Annotated in this window: 12 protein-coding genes and 3 riboswitches; of the genes, 6 read left to right on the top strand and 6 right to left on the bottom strand. The window is 46.1% G+C overall.

Annotated elements, in window-relative coordinates; translation table 11 throughout:
• Positions 1–290: 290 nt before the first annotated feature.
• The 3 genes from A7K50_RS09405 to A7K50_RS09395 all read left to right on the top strand — a co-directional run bounded on the left by A7K50_RS09405 (position 291) and on the right by A7K50_RS09395 (position 1,715).
• Complete coding sequence (locus A7K50_RS09405; RefSeq protein ID WP_119775788.1) at positions 291–1,121, top strand: DUF3102 domain-containing protein; 831 nt, start codon at positions 291–293, stop codon at positions 1,119–1,121.
• Positions 1,122–1,209: 88 nt separating this feature from the next.
• Positions 1,210–1,437, top strand: coding sequence for a DUF1659 domain-containing protein (locus tag A7K50_RS09400; RefSeq protein ID WP_119775786.1), 228 nt, complete (start codon positions 1,210–1,212; stop codon positions 1,435–1,437).
• 38 nt (positions 1,438–1,475) lie between these two features.
• On the top strand, positions 1,476–1,715 hold the full coding sequence (locus tag A7K50_RS09395; RefSeq protein ID WP_119775784.1) for a DUF2922 domain-containing protein: 240 nt from the start codon (positions 1,476–1,478) through the stop codon (positions 1,713–1,715).
• Between the two features lie 138 nt (positions 1,716–1,853).
• On the opposite strand, the gene A7K50_RS09390 is transcribed toward A7K50_RS09395, so the two are convergent.
• The 5 genes from A7K50_RS09390 to A7K50_RS09365 all read right to left on the bottom strand — a co-directional run bounded on the left by A7K50_RS09390 (position 1,854) and on the right by A7K50_RS09365 (position 11,522).
• Positions 1,854–3,098, bottom strand: coding sequence for a DUF5667 domain-containing protein (locus A7K50_RS09390; protein WP_243103706.1), 1,245 nt, complete (start codon positions 3,096–3,098; stop codon positions 1,854–1,856).
• Positions 3,079–3,163, bottom strand: a riboswitch (cyclic di-GMP riboswitch). Its footprint overlaps the gene before it by 20 nt.
• Positions 3,164–3,304: 141 nt before the next feature.
• Positions 3,305–4,132, bottom strand: coding sequence for a CAP domain-containing protein (locus A7K50_RS14350; RefSeq protein WP_243103705.1), 828 nt, complete (start codon positions 4,130–4,132; stop codon positions 3,305–3,307).
• A 60-nt stretch (positions 4,133–4,192) separates the two neighbouring features.
• A complete protein-coding gene (locus A7K50_RS09380; RefSeq protein ID WP_158582045.1) occupies positions 4,193–5,272 on the bottom strand; it encodes a TolC family protein in 1,080 nt (359 codons plus the stop codon).
• A gap of 250 nt (positions 5,273–5,522) precedes the next feature.
• Entirely contained in the window at positions 5,523–8,360 is a 2,838-nt protein-coding gene (locus A7K50_RS09375; RefSeq protein WP_199698265.1) for a cell wall-binding repeat-containing protein, read from the bottom strand.
• A 534-nt stretch (positions 8,361–8,894) separates the two neighbouring features.
• Positions 8,895–11,522: a S8 family serine peptidase gene (locus A7K50_RS09365; protein ID WP_243103704.1), complete on the bottom strand. Its 2,628-nt coding sequence runs from the start codon at positions 11,520–11,522 to the stop codon at positions 8,895–8,897.
• A 251-nt stretch (positions 11,523–11,773) separates the two neighbouring features.
• Between A7K50_RS09365 and A7K50_RS09360 the strand changes: the two genes are divergently transcribed.
• The 3 genes from A7K50_RS09360 to A7K50_RS09350 all read left to right on the top strand — a co-directional run bounded on the left by A7K50_RS09360 (position 11,774) and on the right by A7K50_RS09350 (position 16,470).
• Entirely contained in the window at positions 11,774–13,846 is a 2,073-nt protein-coding gene (locus tag A7K50_RS09360) for a cell wall-binding repeat-containing protein (RefSeq protein ID WP_119775775.1), read from the top strand.
• Positions 13,847–14,151: 305 nt separating this feature from the next.
• Positions 14,152–15,144 (top strand): glycosyl hydrolase family 18 protein, encoded by a 993-nt coding sequence (locus A7K50_RS09355; protein ID WP_119775773.1) that lies wholly within the window; start codon positions 14,152–14,154, stop codon positions 15,142–15,144.
• Between the two features lie 80 nt (positions 15,145–15,224).
• Positions 15,225–15,309, top strand: a riboswitch (cyclic di-GMP riboswitch).
• 89 nt (positions 15,310–15,398) lie between these two features.
• A riboswitch (cyclic di-GMP riboswitch) is annotated at positions 15,399–15,483 on the top strand.
• Positions 15,484–15,582: 99 nt separating this feature from the next.
• Complete coding sequence (locus tag A7K50_RS09350; protein WP_119775771.1) at positions 15,583–16,470, top strand: transglutaminase-like domain-containing protein; 888 nt, start codon at positions 15,583–15,585, stop codon at positions 16,468–16,470.
• A gap of 80 nt (positions 16,471–16,550) precedes the next feature.
• On the opposite strand, the gene A7K50_RS09345 is transcribed toward A7K50_RS09350, so the two are convergent.
• Positions 16,551–17,816 carry a BTAD domain-containing putative transcriptional regulator gene (locus tag A7K50_RS09345; RefSeq protein ID WP_020492360.1) on the bottom strand — a complete coding sequence of 422 codons (1,266 nt, stop codon included), beginning with the start codon at positions 17,814–17,816 and terminating at the stop codon, positions 16,551–16,553.
• Between the last annotated feature and the right edge of the window lie 33 nt (positions 17,817–17,849).

The following is a 17,849-nucleotide window of genomic DNA, read 5'->3' as shown; positions in this document are numbered from 1 at the left end:
TCCCCCGATAATTAATATCTTTATAAGTGTATTCTTATTGGGACATCTTCATGAATGATGCGACCGTGCCCGTCGCGACTGACTGGTCGGTCGGCTTATCACTCCTCTTATCTTATCTTTCTTTGTCTTCCTGGTCAATGGGTTTAAATTAGATACTGTTTTTACCGGAAAGAATCTCTTTATTGATTCACAGAAATTGAGAGTTCAATTTTAATATAAAGCCAAGCCTTCACCACCCGAAGCCCATCTGCATATGCTGCAATTAGACTCATAATGAAAGGGTGGGCGGGATGGATAATCTGACCACCGAACGCACGCCGCTTGTCATAGCGGCTGAAATAAAGATGATAACCTGCCAAACCAAAAAAATAGTACTTGCCAGCGCCATTGAAATCGGCCGTCGTTTGCTGGAAGCCAAGGCTCTGGTTAAACACGGGGAATGGGGTAAGTGGCTGGAGTCTGTGAGCTATTCCCAGAAAACTGCCGAAAGACTGATAAAGCTCTACCAAGAGTACGGGCCTAAATTTTCTGACGGATCCGACACGTCAAAATCGACATCAATGTCGAATATGACTTACACCCAGGCCCTCCTCCTTCTGGGTTTACCGGCAGAGGAGCGGGAGGAATTCATCGAGCAGAATGATGTCGGCGGTATGACCACCAAGAAGCTGCAGCAGGCACTTCAGGACAGAGACAAGGCCAATCAGGAAAAGGACCAGGCTCTTCAGGAGAATCAAGTACTTAAAAAAGGGCTGGAGACGATCGACAGCACCATCTCCGAATTAAAAAATGAGCAGGCTAAGGCTGCGTCAAGGCCAACGAATCCGGAAAATGTCAATGCAGAAGCCTTCTCTACCGGTCAACCCGCCCTGCCGACCCACAACCTTAAAACCGAACATGACCCCGACGCTCACATCAAGCATGTAGAAAAATGCGACACTTGCTGCAAAACAATCGCCGATACCTTCTTCGATCTGACGACAGCGCTCACCAATCTGGCGCATATCGATCCGAACCTGAAAGAAGAAAAAAGAAAAGAAGCCAACCGGCTGATTGAATACATGGCAGAGACGATTAAAGAGTGGCCGCCCCCCAAGAAGCCGCTTAGATTTAGTTCCTGATTTTTTTTGGGAACCTTTGGACAAGCCAAGCATAGTATGTACAAGACAGCCGTAAGCTGTCCAATAAAAGGGAAAGGAGATGATGGGAATGGCCGTTGTTTCAGCGCCATCCGGCGCCGCTCTGGTATTGGTTTATCAGACCGGAGTCAGCACCTCCGGTGCTCCGATAACCAAACAGCGAACCCTTAACAATATTGTTTACAATGCTTCGAATCAAGCTGTCTATGAGGCGGCTCACGCCATCTTCGATCTGTCGGAATATACGCTGCTTGACGTTTACTTCAGAAGAACGGATGAATTGACAAACGAAGCGTAAAGCGGAGGGCAATTTCAGGCGTCAAGGAGGTGATTCAATTGGCTGTGACCACCAACCGAACAGCAAGATTAACTTTCGCGACCACCGGAGGGAACACGTTTTCCCTAACGGTTCCCCAACCGCGAGAGGATATCCTGCTAACTGAAGCCATGGACGTTATGAACTCGCTTATAGCAAGCGGGATATTCCTCACGACAAACGGTGCCCTTACAGGGGTAAAGGATATAAAGGTCATTGAAACCACGACCAATGACCTTTATGATCCTCCGCAAGTGTAAGCGGGCAGTACCGGCATAAAAGATGTAAACCACAAAACAGACAGCCCTGGCACTTTATCTGCCTGATAGCTGTCTGTTTCTTCTAAGGAGGTATTTAATGTGATTTGAATGATTCTCAGTTATCGAAAATATAAAGTCCTATCTTTTTCCTTGCCCTTTATCGTTATGCCCGTTATTTGAAGAGGTATTTATGACCGTGTTCTGAACGGCCTGTGCATCCACTGTTGTTTCATCCGAAGTAGACTGGCCATCGGCTGTGGCATTCTGATCGTCTGCAACTGTTGGATCCTGTTCGTCCCCTGCTTCCAGGCTATCTTCCTGGTCGCTCACGGCTTGTTCCCTAATGGTTTTCTTGTATTCCTTCATAATTTTGGCTTGCTCTTTCAAGGCTTCCTTCGTTTCTTTGTTCGTCTCTACTTTGATTTTCTGAATATCTTTCCTAAGCTCCTGCATGTCGTTTTTGTACTGTTCAGCCTGCCCGACTTTTTCCAGGGCAGCTGCAATGGCAGCCTCATCACCTGAAGCACGGGCTTGTCCCAATTCTGCCTTGGCTGCCGTAAATTCCTGCACAGCTTCTGCATAGGCTTCTTTCGCGGCTACATAGGCTTTAATCGCAATGGTATTCTGGACTTCGGCTTGGATAATATTCTGCATGATTTCAGCCTGTTCTTCTGTCAGACCGCCGGTGATTTTAAGGACGATCTTGTCGGCATCACTTTGGACAAGTTCAATGCTGGCAAGTAGATTGCTGATGACGGTATTTTCTTCTGTGTCAACTGCCGCCGTTTCATCCGTGGCTGTCTCATCAGTAGTTGTTTCTTCCGTAGAAGTTGCTACAGCTTCTTCATTTACAGCATTATTATCTGCACCATCGGTTTCAGTTCCTTCAGCTGCTTCGGTATCTTCAATGATTTGTTGCACCTGAAAGTTTGCTTTTTTAATAGTATCTGAATATGCTCTCAGAACCTGCTCCATCAAATCAAGCTGGTTCTCTTCGGACATGATTTCCGCTTCGGCCAGTCTTTCATTGGCAAACTCAACCAGCAGTTCCGCTTTTCCTTCATCAGAGAAAGTTACAGCAACCTGGACATTTTCAATCATCTGTTCGATTGAATAGAGCCAGCTGTCCGGTGTTACACCGGCTTCATCTTCAACAGCTGCTTCATCTGTTGGATCTGTGGCGGTTGGATCTACAGTAGTAGGATCTACGGTCGTGTTGGGAGTACTTGCTAAGATTTCCCCAGTGACCGTGCTTTCGCCGGTTGTTGTTTCAGCAAAAACACAAGAAGGTGCGACCGCAATAATTAAAAGGACACAGAGAATCGAAACCAGAATCTTTTTATGGATCATTCTATTTACCCCTTTCGGTAACCCGGCTGTCATAACCTTTCGGCCTTAGACCCGTGGCTTTGCGTCTCTGTCTTTCGACAGATTTGCCATTATCGTTTTGGCTGAGGTCATTATAGTATAGCTACTTTAAAAGTTCAATTGTTTTGGGTCCTTTTTCAGACCAATGGGGTACAAAAAATGAGACTTTAGTCTCAGAAAATGATTCGAAATTTATACAATTATTTTTGATATCTATCCGATCAGTCTGTAAAGATCTGTACAAACACATAACCGTACACCGGGCTTTTTGAGATGCCGATGCCGACTGAAGCATAGGAGGCATCCACGATATTGTCTCTATGCCCCTCCGAATTCATCAGGTCAAGATGAGCAGCTTCAACCGAACTGTCTCCTGCGAGGTTTTCTGCAGCACTGCTGTATGTAATACCTAAGCTGTGAAGCAGCGTGAAAGTGGATCCCCAGGTAGGCGATATATGGGAAAAATAATTGTTACTGACCATATCTTCCGCTTTCAGCTGCGCGGCATTTGTCAGCTTCGGGTTAAGCTCAAGCGAAGAAATTCCGGCTTTGGAGCGTTCAGAATTAATCAGAGCCAGCATTTGTTGGATTTCGGAGTTGGTGCTGGGGCTGGCCGCAGGTTCGGGTGGATTAGGATTGGCTTCTTCTGAAGAGCTTGTTTGTGGTACGCTTGTTTTAGAGCTTTTCGGCGTTTCTGATATCGTTTCCGGGACTTGTACTACTGCTTGTTTAAGCGTTTTGCTGTCTGCCTCTGAAGAATCGATTGATTCTTCGGTTGCCTGATCTATTGTCTTTGATGTAATCTGCTCCTGTGGTTTTGATTTAGCATCCGACAACGTGCTAAGATCTTCCTGAGCCGAGACTGCCGTAGTGATCGGTGCCTTTTCCCCAGAAGACATATTTTTTGAAGATGTATCCTCCGTCAATATGTTTTTCAAAGAAATCGGTAAGGGCAACGTAAACGTAACCAGGAGTATAAATGCTGCCGCTAACACCAAAACCTTATATACTTTGCCCTTCATCGCTGTCCCACCGTCCTTTATGCTCAATTAGTCCTTCCTGAAATTAAGAAGTGTCTTACTGACACTTCTTAGACATATACATTGAATTTATGCACCTGTACTCGAAGATACAATCAATCCTCTCTTAGCCCACTCGTACTGGCGATAAGCCTGCATCACTGTATCTTTCGCAATCTCGGTCGTTGTCTGCTGACTCATATACGTGCTTCTTTCTGTTTCAAACTGGATTTCCGAAATCATTCCCAATTTGTATTTGAGCTGGGCAATCTTCCATTTGCTTTCGGCTGTTGCCATCTTTTTGGTTTCGACATCCAAGGCTTGCTGTTTGTCCAGAACAGTTTGATAGGCCCTATAGAAATTGTTTTTAAACTTCCGTTCGGAATCAAGCGAGTAGGAATCCAGAATATAATCATAGCTTTTGCCCTTGGCATCCAGATAATCCTTATCGACGTCTATGCCGGCAATCTGGTCTTTCGTTACATTAGGAACATCATTAACCGTAAGTACACAATCATAATCCTGGTTAAGATTTAAATTAAACTGCTGGAGAATGGACTCCTTAGCCTCTTTCAGGTTCTGTACCGCTGATTCAAGTGCCAGGAGACTATTTTCTGCCTCATCGACAGTCAGCTGAGTTACCATCCCAAGTTTCTGCTGTAGTTTTAATATCTTTACCTGCCGTTCAGCCAAAGACTTCTTCACCATTAAATCGTCCAACTGGTAACCGATCGCATTATAGGAGATATACAGCATCTCCATACTCCAGATCAGTGTATTGTTCCCTTTTTCAATATTTAATAGCGTGTTTGTCGTATTGATGGATGTATAGGACGATTTTTGCTGATCAAGAGCAGCTTTTTGAGCAGCAAGCAAATAGCTGATAGCAGCCTCATATTGTGGGTTTGCGCCGGTGCCCCCGCCATAAGCTGCGTTCACCGCGCTCCATTGAGCCAGAAGTGCATCCATTGCAGCAATTCCCTGTGTCTTTCCATTTACAGCATTAGTATATGTACTCATATTTTCAGAAATTATCGGATTTCTGGCATTCATCAATGATTCAATTTTATCAAAATCAAGTGTTGCCACGGTATCAGCAAATGCTTGTACTGGAAATAAAAGTCCCAAGAATGCTATTAAGGTCATGATTATTAACTTTCTCGAACGCATTAAGATTCCTCCAAGAAGTATTGACATCTGATTCTAACAACCATCATACTTCGTGCAGGCTGTTTCGTCAATATTCGGAACTGTCGAAAAAAAGTCCCATGGAAATATACACCTTGTCATTAGACGCTTACCTTACAGTTAACCGCTATGCGTGGCACACTAAAAAGGAGCCGAGCTCAAAATTCTTTTGAGTCGACTCCTTAAAAGTTGCTATCAGTTTTCTAACATCTATATTAGAATTGGTTAGCAATTATTGGGTTACTGTAACACCTGTAGATGGTACAGAAATTTTATTGCCTGCTGTATCAACAATATTGATAGTACCAGAGATAGCTTTAAGTGTTAATCCAGAAGCAATATTTGCTGCTGTAACATCTGCTTCTAATGTCAGAACTACAGTAGTTACATCATCTCCAGCAGCCGTAGAAACTAGATCATTTGCAGCTAATTTGGATCCACCGATGTAAAGTTCGAAATCAGTGTCTACTGCAAGTGTATCAACTTTTTCTGAGAAAGTTAACGTAACTTTATTTAATGCAGTTAACTTCGCAGAGGTGATTGTCGGAACAACGTTTTCTTTGATATTTACAGTACCAGTGTATGCATCAATGGCTACAGAAGAACCTAATGCTTTAACATTGGTAATAGTGATATTACGGAGACCTGTGAACAGGTTTGAGCCAGCTTGCAGGTTAAGAACAACAGCCTGTTCAGTAGCAGCGGTAACTGTTCCTGCAGGAGTATCCGCTCCAACTGCTAACAGAGTGACTGATTGTACTACAGCACCAGCAACAGAATAGTTATTAACAGCAGTAGCGGAAGCCCCATCAACTGCTTTATCAAAAACTACTTCAACCTTATTGTTATCAACACCTTGTTTTACAGTACCTGCTACTACAGCAACTTTAGCTGTACTAGCACCAACACCATCTTCACCACGGGTGAAGGATACAGCCTTAACAGCATCAGCAGCTATTCCAGCAGTACTATTTAGGTTTGCAAACGCTAAATCTACAGTGTAGACAGCAGCTTTGGTATCAGCTCCAGCAACAAGGTTAGCTAAAGCTACACGAACAAGCCTCTTATTGTCAACATTCTTATAAGCTACAGCTACAGCTGCAGGGTCAATGTTAGTGGTTACATAGTCTTTAACATAGGAACCAACAGCATCAACTGTAGAACCGCCAACAACAGTTACATCTCTATCAAAAGTAATTTCAAGATACTGTTTTCCATCAGCAGTGTCAGCAACAACTGCAGTAGAAGTAACTTTAGGGCTAGCAATATCTTTTACAAAACTTATTACTCTTGATGTGTTGTCTCCAGCTTCACCACTTAAGTCTGTGAAAGCAGTTACGCCCACAACTGTTGCTCCTTCAAGAGGATTAGTTACAGTAATTTTGTAGTTCGTTGCATCAGATGTATCTTTTTCAGTTTTTGTGGTTGCATTTCCAACAATAGCTACAGTCGGATTCGCTGCTAACTCTTCAGAAAACTTAACATTAAATGTTATCGCTCCTGTTTGAGTAATGGAAACAAGTGTAGGTTTGGTACCGTCAAGAGCACCCTTAGTGAATGTGGTAGTAGCAGGATTAGTTGCAAGAATATTATTATTTTGGTCCTGTGCACCGATGAACTGTGCAGTAATGACTTTACCAACAGCAACACCAGCATCAATTGTAAAGAGAACTTCTGATTTGCCAGCTGCAAAGTCAGTAGCAACAACAGCAGCAGTGTTATCAGCAAAAGTATAAGTTACAGTTCCTAAAGTTTTCATTGGTTCAGAGAAAATCACTTTGTAAACGCTAGAAGAAACTTTAGTTGTTGAAACAATCGTTGGGGCAGTAGTATCTGCTGCAAAAGTATACATTTGGGTATACTTTGTAATTGTTTCACCAGTTTTAGCTTTAATAAGATCAACAACAACATCATAGCGTTTGGAAAGAGCATTTGTAGCAGTTACTGTTAAGGTTAAGCCATCATCGCTTAATTTGCCTGTTAAAGCACCTGAAGCGATAGTATCTAATGTATTAATAGCTACAGTATTAGCTACGAATGCACCACTTACACCATCTGCAAATAAAGTTGCTTTGTCAACTACTTTATTAAATACGATTTGTATTTGAGTAGCGTTTATTGAGCTTACTGATTTTACTGCTAATCCGCCGTAAATAACAATACCTACAACAGTATTAGATACAGCAGTACTTCCACCAACAGCAATAACTTTACTGGTAGCAGAAAGCTTAGCATTTACTGTAGCAGCTGCAGCAACATCACTGCTACTTGCCAGAGCTACGAAAGCATTGTATTTAGCTGCTAAGGGAGCAACAGACAGAGCATCAACACAGGACAAGCCGTTGGCAATATAAATTCTGTCATAGGTGAAGGTGAGGGCTTTAGCAACTTCATTATTGGTTGCAAAACGATCAGCACCAGCAATACGGGTTACGCCAGCGATGTCATCAACTTTAGTAGTACCACCAACAATGTACTTGGTAGCGCCAACGAGACTGGAACTGGCAACGCTTCCATCCTGGCTAGCCAGAACAATCGCAAATTTGTTTCTAGCAGCATAGGATGCAACTGACAAAGCGTCAGGAATAGCATCATAGCCAACTACAAAAGTACCTGCAGGGCTGGTCAATTTAGCATTGATCGCAGCAGCAGTAGCCTGACGGCCAGCGCCTTTCAATGTTTCAACAGTAACACCAGCCATGGCATCAACTTCAGCAGCAACAGCATCGGAAATAGCACCGACAACATAAACCTTGGTTGCACCGAGAGCTGCGATTTTAGCTTTTACAGCAGCATCTAAGGAACCTTTGAAGGTCAAAAGGATCGGGGCATTCTCCTGGCCTGCTAAAGGTGCGGCAGCCAGAGCGTCAACGAGGTTAGCTTGATCGGCAGGAGCAAGTACAACTGATGTACCCCAAGTTCCTGCACTGGCGATATCGAGAGCGGTTTCTACACGGCCTGCACCGGAAAGTCTGGTGCTGTCAGCTGTAGCAGCAAACATAGCAGCAGGCATCAGGGTCAGAACCATAGCAATGATAGCTAATACGGCTATCTTCTTCGTTCTACTCATTTAGTCAAATCTCCTCTCTTTCTTTAAAAAGGGTTTTTTTGTCTTCGGGCAAAACCGATTCAATCAGTGGTATTTTTATATCTGTCTTGGAATCAGTCTCCCTTTACTCGAATGCGGAATCTCTTTCTTCACCCCCCTTAACAGTGTCGCAAAGATTATCCTTAGACATTGCGCAATATCTAAAGGCACCACCCAACCCGGGGGCGTCCCCCCTCTGAGCCTCGTTCCTCAGGGGCGGTTATCCCTTTAGACGTTCTATGGGTAAAGAGAAGCTTATGTAATGAGCTTCTCATACCTCCATATATTATTCTTTAAAGAACTCAATATTCCTGCATAAGCACGCAACTTTTTTCACAGGAAACATTGGTATTCCTTAAGAAATTGACATAATCACCCAAATTAATCGCGCTATGTTATTCTACAATATTCGCGCAAAAATTTCCACTGTTTTTTTAGTGACATTCTGTTCACCGTCCCTCTATAAGACGGATTTTGAGGCATTTACCTGACGCAGGGGACAAATTGCTTCTTATTTTACAGTAATCCGAGCTGCCGTATCTCCGTCAAGACACTACCCGGCAATGCTTTTGCCCCGCCGATCGCTATCACGGTTTTGCCTTTGTAGGATGACAGCAAAGTTTTTTGACCTGCAGACAGACCGCTTTGGGAAACGAGCAAAATATTGGATGAGCCTGTCGCTGCCAATATTCCTCCGGTCAGTGCATCGGGAAAATTTGTTCCTGTAGCTATATATAGTACCTGTCCTGCAGTTTTATGTTCTCGGAGAACGCCTGCAGACGTTGCATAACGATCCGTACCGCCAATTCTGATCGGGGAAGGCAGTTCTGACAGTATATTTCCGGAGACCGCTTCACTCCCGCCGATCACTTCCGTAGCGGTAATAGAACTTTTCTTCAGAGCAAGCAGTGTCTCGCTGTTTAAGATCCCGGAAGACGTCAACAAAATTGGTTTGCCCTCTACTGCTGCGAAAGAAGCCGCTGCTATCGCATCCGGAAAGTTGATCCCGCTGACCACGACTGCCTGCCCTTTTGTGCCAAGCATGTCGGCGACAGCCGCAGCAGTGTCATATCGGTTATTTCCGGCCAGCCGCTTTACAGCGGCAATATTGGCGAGCTTTGCTTCGACGGCAGCTGAAACAGCCCCCGTGCCGCCAAGAATAATAACTTTATTCGGATTCAAGTCCTGCACTGCCTGATAGACTTCCTGCGGCAGTTCGTTTGGGTACGTCAGCAGGATCGGTGCATGGTACTTGTAAGCAAGCGGTGCTCCAGCCAGCGCATCGGGAAAATCATCAGCCCGGGCAATCACGACGGTATCCGCGCCGGTAGGGAACGCCTCCCTCGCAATGGCCAGCGCGGTCGTGATCCTGTCCGATCCGGCGATCCGGTCGTTAGCAGGAGCCGGACTCCAGCCGACCCGGTAAGTACCGGGCTCATAGATGGAGACTTCCACCTTTGCGGCGTTCGTTGAGAATCCGCCGCCAACTCTGATCCATCTTGAGCCGCTCCACCGATATAAATAGGCAAGATAGCCGGTTTCTGATCCGTACGCGTATGCGGCAGGCAACTCTGCTTTGACCGTCAGGTTAAGGACTTTTTCAGGCAGTACTTCTCCCCAACTGATTGCATACACCCCACTGCCGGAAATAATCCCTTCAGGAAAACTGCCCGGAGATTTTACTTCAGATATGGAAATGTTGATCTTTTTTTCCGTTCCGGTGCTGTCGACCTGCAGTGCAAAGGCTCCGGTCGGAACGGTCAGTTCAATCGCGGGCTCCTCACCGGTGTTTCCAGCAGCTACGACGCCGCCTTCCCATCCCAAAACAGCCGGGGCGGCATATCTCTGCAGAGTTCCAAATGTCTTTAGGGCACGATAGATATCCAGTCTGCCATAACCATAGTCATTATCCTGGCCTTCCTGTCCGAGATCATAGGCAGATTCTATCAGGGCCTGTTTGATTTGATCTACCGTCAGCCCGGGATATTTACTCCAAAGCAGGGCAGCCGCCCCGGTGACAAAAGGTGCCGCGATGGATGTCCCCGTCATATAGGCACAGCCCGTTTCCGTAACTGACCAGTAATCAGTCAGTATTCTTTTGCCCGGAGCGGCCAGCAGTACCTCCGGCCCAGTCAGTGAAAAATCCGTAATCACATCAGAGAAATCCACTGCCGAGACGGCAAGAACGTTCGGATTCGCCGCAGGATAGGATACCTCACTCGTTCCCGTTACAGTCTGGTGGCTATAGGCCTGTGAGGTACTTCCGGACACATTGCCGGAAGCCGCGATCAGCAGGCACCCTTTATTGGCTGCATACTGCAGCGCATCATCAAGTATTTTGGTTTCTTCATCAGAGCCGATGCTCATATTAATAATCTTGGCCCCATTATCGACGGCCCAGATAATGCCGTCCGCAATGACAGTATCCTCACCTTCACCGTTCCTATCCATGGCTTTGATCGGCATGATCTTGGCGTTATAAGCGACCCCAATAATACCTTTATTGTTATTCAGGGCAGCAATCAATCCGGCCACAGAAGTACCGTGTCCGTTATCATCCTGTGCTGCCGTGGCCGCAGTACTTCGTGTAATTGCGTTGTACCCTTTGACAAGATTACTGTTCGTCCCATCTGCCAGGTCGGGATGATCGAGGTCTACGCCGGTATCAATCACAGCAACGATGACCCCCTGGCCTGTTGTTCCCTCTTTCCAGGCCTGGTCGGCCCTTACCCTTTGCAGCCCCCACTGGTAACTGTATTCGGGATCACTGACGGCAGTTGTGAAAACCTCCGTGTTGGCAGTCCCTTCGGTCTGATATTTTTTGCTCCATGACGCGTTTAGTACTCCCGGATATTGGAGTGTCTTCTGCAGGATATCCTCAGCTTTATTTGCATCGTTCGTCCCTTGAAATTGCAGCGTGCAATAATCCATTGGACCGGTCCTTACCAGCTCGCCCCCAACAGCTTCTTCCAGTGTCCCCAGATCGGTACCCTGAGTGGTCTCAACCACCAGACGGGCGGCTTCAGGGTCGTATTCTTCCGTAATAGGCAGCTTTCCGCTGGATATCTCCAAAGCCGCTGCAACCTTCTCCTGACCGCCCGGGATGCCCTGAAACACCAGGGCAAGGCAAATCAGAACTGCCAAACAAGCTTTTATGTTTAGTGAAGGGATGGCTCTTAGGTGTCCTCGCAGTAGGATCATTCTTTGTTTTTGCGGATTCCTGGTGCTTATAGGCAGCATTTTTTTGTCCTCACATTTTTGTGTTTTTGTATGTTTTTCACAAATTCGGCAAGATCTTATATTTTCCTGCATTTTGAACAGGATTTTAGAGTCTGACGGCGAAATAGAAAGATATCCAGATTTTTGCCAGACAGAATATACGGAGGAGAATCTTTATGTTCAAGTTAAAAATGAATAATCATCGAGAAAAACAAACGACAAGCCTGGTTAGAAAAGGAATAGCGGCTCTGACCCTGGCTTCTTTCTTTACGTGCAGTCTGTTTATGGGAATGGGGGAAACGCTTAAATCCGCCTATGCCGCGGACAGCAGCACCACTTCCTTTACCCGTTTTGCCGGAGAAACCAGATATGAGACCGCAGTCGAGATATCTTCAAATAACTGGACCAATGCCAGCAGTGTTGTCCTGACCCGCGGAGATGCGTTTCCGGATGCCCTGGCCGGTGCTGTTTTGGCCAATAGCGCTGTAGTAGGCGGCGGGCCGCTGCTGCTGACCGAGCCCAACCGGCTGCGCCCGGAAGTCCTTCAGGAAATCCAACGGTTGAATGCTTCCTCCGTTTTCATCCTTGGCGGGACAGGGGCGATATCGGCGAGCGTGGAAAATGCGCTGAAGGCTAACGGCTTGACGACCTATCGGATCCAGGGAAAAGACCGCTATGAAACGGCGGCTAATATTTCAACGACATCCGTTGAAAACAGTACCCGGGCTTTTCTAGCTTCAGGCAAAGTCTTTGCCGATGCGCTGAGCATTTCTTCCTACGCAGCAGCCAATGGAATCCCGCTGCTGCTGACCGATACGCAGAAAGTCCCCACAGCAACCCTGAATGCACTCCAGAAACTTGGCGTTACTGAAATTACCCTGATCGGCGGTGAAAGCGCAATTAGCGCTTCGGCTGCAAATCAGCTCAAAACAGCCGGGTATACTGTCAGCAGACTGAGTGACCTGGACCGCTACAAGACCAATGTGGCGATATTAAAAAATCTTCCATATAATATGGACAAAATGGTTGTCGCGACAGGCGGTTCCTTCCCGGATGCACTGGCAGGCTCTGTGCTCGCCGCTAGAAACAATAACCCGATCCTACTGGTTCCGAAGGATGAAAATGCCCTGCTGAATACGCCGACTACAGCTTATCTTGGATCAAACAGAGCCAGTGTAAATAATTTCTTTTTCTTGGGCGGTTTTGATGTAATCAGTACGGCAATACAAAATATTGTCCGGATCGGGAGCACCAGTTCCAAAATATCGCTGCAGTTCTGGGATGGCTATGCCAATAAAACAACCTATGAAAACCAGCTGTCCTATGTTCCGGGTGATCTGGCGGACTATATCGATGTTCTGGTTCCGAACCTTGCAGGAGCCGTTCAGGCCGACGGCAGCTTTGCCTACAGGTTCAGCAGTGCCGAAACACCAAAATATCTCGTCGCCTTGGGACAGAGTAAAGGCGCTCAAGTCGTACCAATGGTCATGAGCAGCGGCAGTACGGCTGATTCCGTGCTGCAGGACACGGCCAAGCGCAGTACCTTTATCAACAGTGCTGTCAAACTTATTGCGGAAACCAATGCCGACGGCATTCTGGTCGATATGGAAGCACTCTCCGAAAGCTCTGAAGAAGGCCTGACTGCGCTGATGCAGGACTTATATACGCGGCTTCACCCGCAAGGGAAGCTGGTCATGGTCTCTGTCATGTCCAAAACCTCTGCAACCGATCAGCCCTGGTACGACGAGTACGATTACAGTGACCTTGCGCAGGTTGTAGATTATATTCAGATTATGTCTTATGACAAACATTATTCGACGTCTGCTCCCGGCCCGATTGCGCCATTGGATTGGGTCAGAGAAGTTATCGCTTATGCTGTGACTGAAATCCCTTCGGAAAAGATTCTGATGGGTGTACCTTACTACGGAAGAGCCTGGAGAACAGAAGGAAGCGGCTGGGTGTCCAAGGTCTTTGGCTGGGCAGTCGCGACGCAGACCGCTGACCAGTTCTGTGCTACAATCACCCGAGAGACCACGTTGACAGACCCGATCGGCGTACCGACCTTTAAATATGTCGATGAAAGCGGCTACAGCAGGACAGCTTATTTTGATGACCGGCTGAGCTGGGGAGAAAAATTGGATATCATGGACGAATACAATCTCGGGGGCATCGGCGGCTGGTCCATGGGCTGGATCAACGAAGTCAGTACTCCGGAGCTATACCCGCTGCTAAAAGAGCGGATCAACTAATTTTTTACAGACTCCATGACGTTGAGTCTGCATGCCACAGTTCCAGCGTCAAGCGGAGCAAGGAAGCGAAGCGCGGCCTTTTGACGGCCACGGATGGCCTAATGTCGCGATGCCATGGATGGCAAGGAGCGACGTGTCAAGGATGACACAACGGCCGAAAGCGGAATTGTGGCATGCAGACAGGCCCGATATACTTAAGTCTGACTGTAATTTACTATTTAGTACTAGAGGGTGTTCACGCACCCTCTTTTTTCTTACTGAATATTGATATCAGAAGATAAGAAACTAAGAAGTGGGGTTTCAAGATGATAACTAACCTTCAGTTCTGGGATGGATACGGCAGTAAGGCGGCTTACGAGAAACAATTGGCCTGCGTTTCCGGCAATCTTCTGAAATCAATTGATATCCTGGTCCCAAATTTTGCAGGGCCGCTGCAAGCGGATGGCAGTTTTGGCTGTGTCTTTACCGATCCTGAAATACCGAAGTACCTGGTCGCTCTCGGACAACGCAGCGGCGCCAAAGTGGTTCCGATGGTGCTGGGTAGCGGCAAGACTGCCGGGGATATGCTGCGTGATCCTCTGAAACGCAGTATTTTTAAGGAAAGCTGCCTGAAGCTCATCAGGGATACCGGAGCGGACGGGATTCTGGTCGATCTTGAAGCGCTCTCGTCCGATACCGGACCGGGACTTACCGCTTTAATGAAAACCCTCTATGCGCAGTTATCCGCCGAAGGAAAGCTCACCCTCGTCTCTGTGATGTCCCGGACTTCCGACACAGCAGAGCCCTGGTGCGTTCAGTATAATTACCCTGAACTCGCCAAATATGTCGACTATATACAGATCATGTCCTACGATCTGCATTATGCTACATCCGCTCCAGGTCCAATCGCCCCACTGGACTGGGTAAGCAAGGTCATGGCTTACGCAGTTACCCGGATTCCTTGCGAAAAAATTCTAATGGGCATGCCCTATTACGGAAGGGCTTGGCGACAAGACGGCACCCGCTGGGCATCCAAGGCACTTGGGCTTACCGTTGCCATACAAACCGCTTCTCGCTATCATGGAAAAGTTACCAGAAAGACCGTCCCTTCAGACCCCCTAGGCATACCGTTTTTTTTCTATACGGATGAGCATGGCTTCCAGTGGACAGTTTATTTTGACGACTGTCAAAGCTGGAAGGCAAAACTTTCCTTAATCAACACATTCGGCCTTGGCGGGGCCGGCTGCTGGTCCCTGGCCTGGCTAGATCAAGAAAGTGCTCGAAAATTAAACCCGCTGCTGCAGGAATTATTTTGCTAAAAAATGTCACATACTAGTTACATCTTTTTAAAAAACTATTGCCAAGAGGCAATTTGTATACTATAATTTGGATAAGCAAAAGCGATAAATGGCAAATCCGCCGAAAGACGGAGACGCAAAGCTACGGGCCTAACACCACAAGGTTATGGCAGCCGGGTTACCGAAAGTGCAGTTATAGTGCTTATAACGCCTGTTTCGGTATCCGGAACAGGTATTTTGTATTAATAGTTAAACGATTTTCAAAACTAAATAGCAGACGATAATGGCAAACCCGCCGAAAGACGGAGACGCAAAGCTACGGGCCTAACACCGCAAGGTTATGGCAGCCGGGTTACCGAAAGTGCAGGACAAGTCTTTATCATTTTGACATAATGATTGCCCTCTTCAGGTAGCCCCTGAAGAGGGATTTTTTTTAACCGAGAAAGGTGGTTCAACACGATGCAAAGAAAATTATCTTTGAAAGTAATATCAGTTGTTTTGGCAGCTCTGATGTTTATAACCCTTAGCACAACAAAAGCAGAAGCGGCTTACAACGTAGCGTTCCAGACAGATACCATACAGGTGACCTCTCCTTCAATTAGTGGCACCCAATATGACCGTTCCTTCACCATCGAAGGGACAAGCACTCTGAGTAAGATCTGGCTTTGCCTGAGAGGACCCAATGGGGAAATCACAACGGTCCCCGTCTCTGTGAATCAAGGTGTGTTCTCTAAAGTAATTTGGCTGCGTTTTGGAGCCGGTCTATATACGATCTGGGTTGGAGACAACGGAAAACAGTTTGACGGTAGCATTCGCTTCGAGGTACAGAATACTTCAACAGAAAATTACTTTTGCCTAACTCCTTCCGGTTTTGTAAATAGTGACAATCCTACCATCAAAAACCTAGCAGCTTCCCTTACGAAAACATGCACAACGGATATGGATAAAGTAATCGCCATACACAGCTGGGTTACAAAGAATATTGCTTATGATACCAATGCGTATTACAGCGGAAATATCGGCGTCAATACAGCGACAGATGTCATCAGAAGCAAAAAAGGAACATGCAGAGATTATTCCTTCGCCTTCACAGCACTGGCCAGAGCAGCCGGTGTGCAAACCAGAGTCGTATATGGAGATGCCTGGAGCAGCTCGCAGCAGGCCTACGAAAAACATGCCTGGAATGAAGCTCTGGTTGACGGAGAATGGATCAGCATCGATACTACCTGGGATGCAGGTTATATTAAGAACAAGAAATTCGTAACGGCCAGCACGACCAAATATCTGAACATGGATGCGGGAACCTTTGCGAAGACCCATAAAAATACTTCAGTAACCCTTTACTAAGAAATCTCCTGTCAAATCATATAAGATAATAATAAATCCGGCATCATCCATGATGATGTCGGATTTATTGATGAAGTCATTCAAATCATTTCATTGGCAATCGTCTGATTGGCAACGATCGGCTGGTATCTTGCCTTCAAGATGACATCGTTCTGTCGTGTCTTTTCTCGGAAGGCATTCTCAAGACGTCCAACAACCATCCGCGTACTCTCCACATTAATGCCCTGTAGGATAAGGACCAGCTGGAGTTCATCCCAGGTTGCACAGACATCTCCCTTTCGCAGACTTCTGGCGACAATTTCTTTTAATGTCTGAAAAGCTTTGTCGGCAGCGTCTTTGTTCAGTACCGTTTTTTCACTGGGCTGCAAGGTCAATAGCACTGTAAACATTGACTGGCCGCTGCGTTCTACTCTTCGCCTTTCGAGATCATAAACAGATTTAAAAGTTGCTCTGTCACAGAAAAATGGTCCGTCACCATCCGTGCCGGCAATTTCCTCCTGTACGGATTCGATGTCAGCCCGCACAGTCTTATCCTTCGCTGTAATCCTACTATATAGATTCCTCAATTCGGTAGATGGCCTGACACCAAATTCCTGATACAGTTTACTTGTGATATATTCATAATTCTGTTTGGCATCTTTCACTTTTCCTTCTTTGAGAAGTGCCTCCATCAGGATAACATGAAATTCTTCCTCAAGCGGTTCATTAATGATCACTTTTTCACAAACCTCGATCACAAGCTTGTTCTCTCCTTGTGCTGTGAGAAGGCAGCAGTAATCCGACATCGCTTGGAGATACAAACGCCGGTAATGATTTCTCAGAGGTATTGTCCATTCGTTGTATATGGATTCTGAAAGGTAACTGCCCAGATACAACGCTAAGATATTTTGATAGTACGACATGGATTTTTGCGGATCAACAGATTTATTTTGCCTGGCTGCCGTAAAATATTGATCAAATTCTTCAGCGTCCAGCCGATAATTAATGTCCGGATTCCAGCCATAACAGCCATGGGTATATATAATCAGCTGATCCTCATTCATAGCATCATTGTCCAAGGCACCTTTATTCAGTGCCTTACGCAGACGGTAAATCATTGTTCGGAAAGCCTTATTGGAATACTCGTAATCCTGATCAGGCCAGAGCGTATCCTGAATGGTCTCGGGCATTATATTTTTTCCGCGGTTGGTGATAAAATATTTGAACAAATCCCACATTTTTTGAGACTTGTGGGACTCCGCGGACAAAACAACACTACCCCTTTTGACACAGAACTGTCCAAAGGTACGAATATAGATGGGTCCTTCTTCAATGATATTTTGAAGTTCTTCTTTTTCCAGTGCCACAATAACCATTCCTATCCAAATATTGGCTATGCT

The sequence above is a fragment of the Dehalobacter sp. MCB1 genome, assembly GCF_003590275.1.
Lineage (GTDB): Bacteria > Bacillota > Desulfitobacteriia > Desulfitobacteriales > Syntrophobotulaceae > Dehalobacter.
This window is presented reverse-complemented; position numbering and strand designations above follow the sequence as displayed.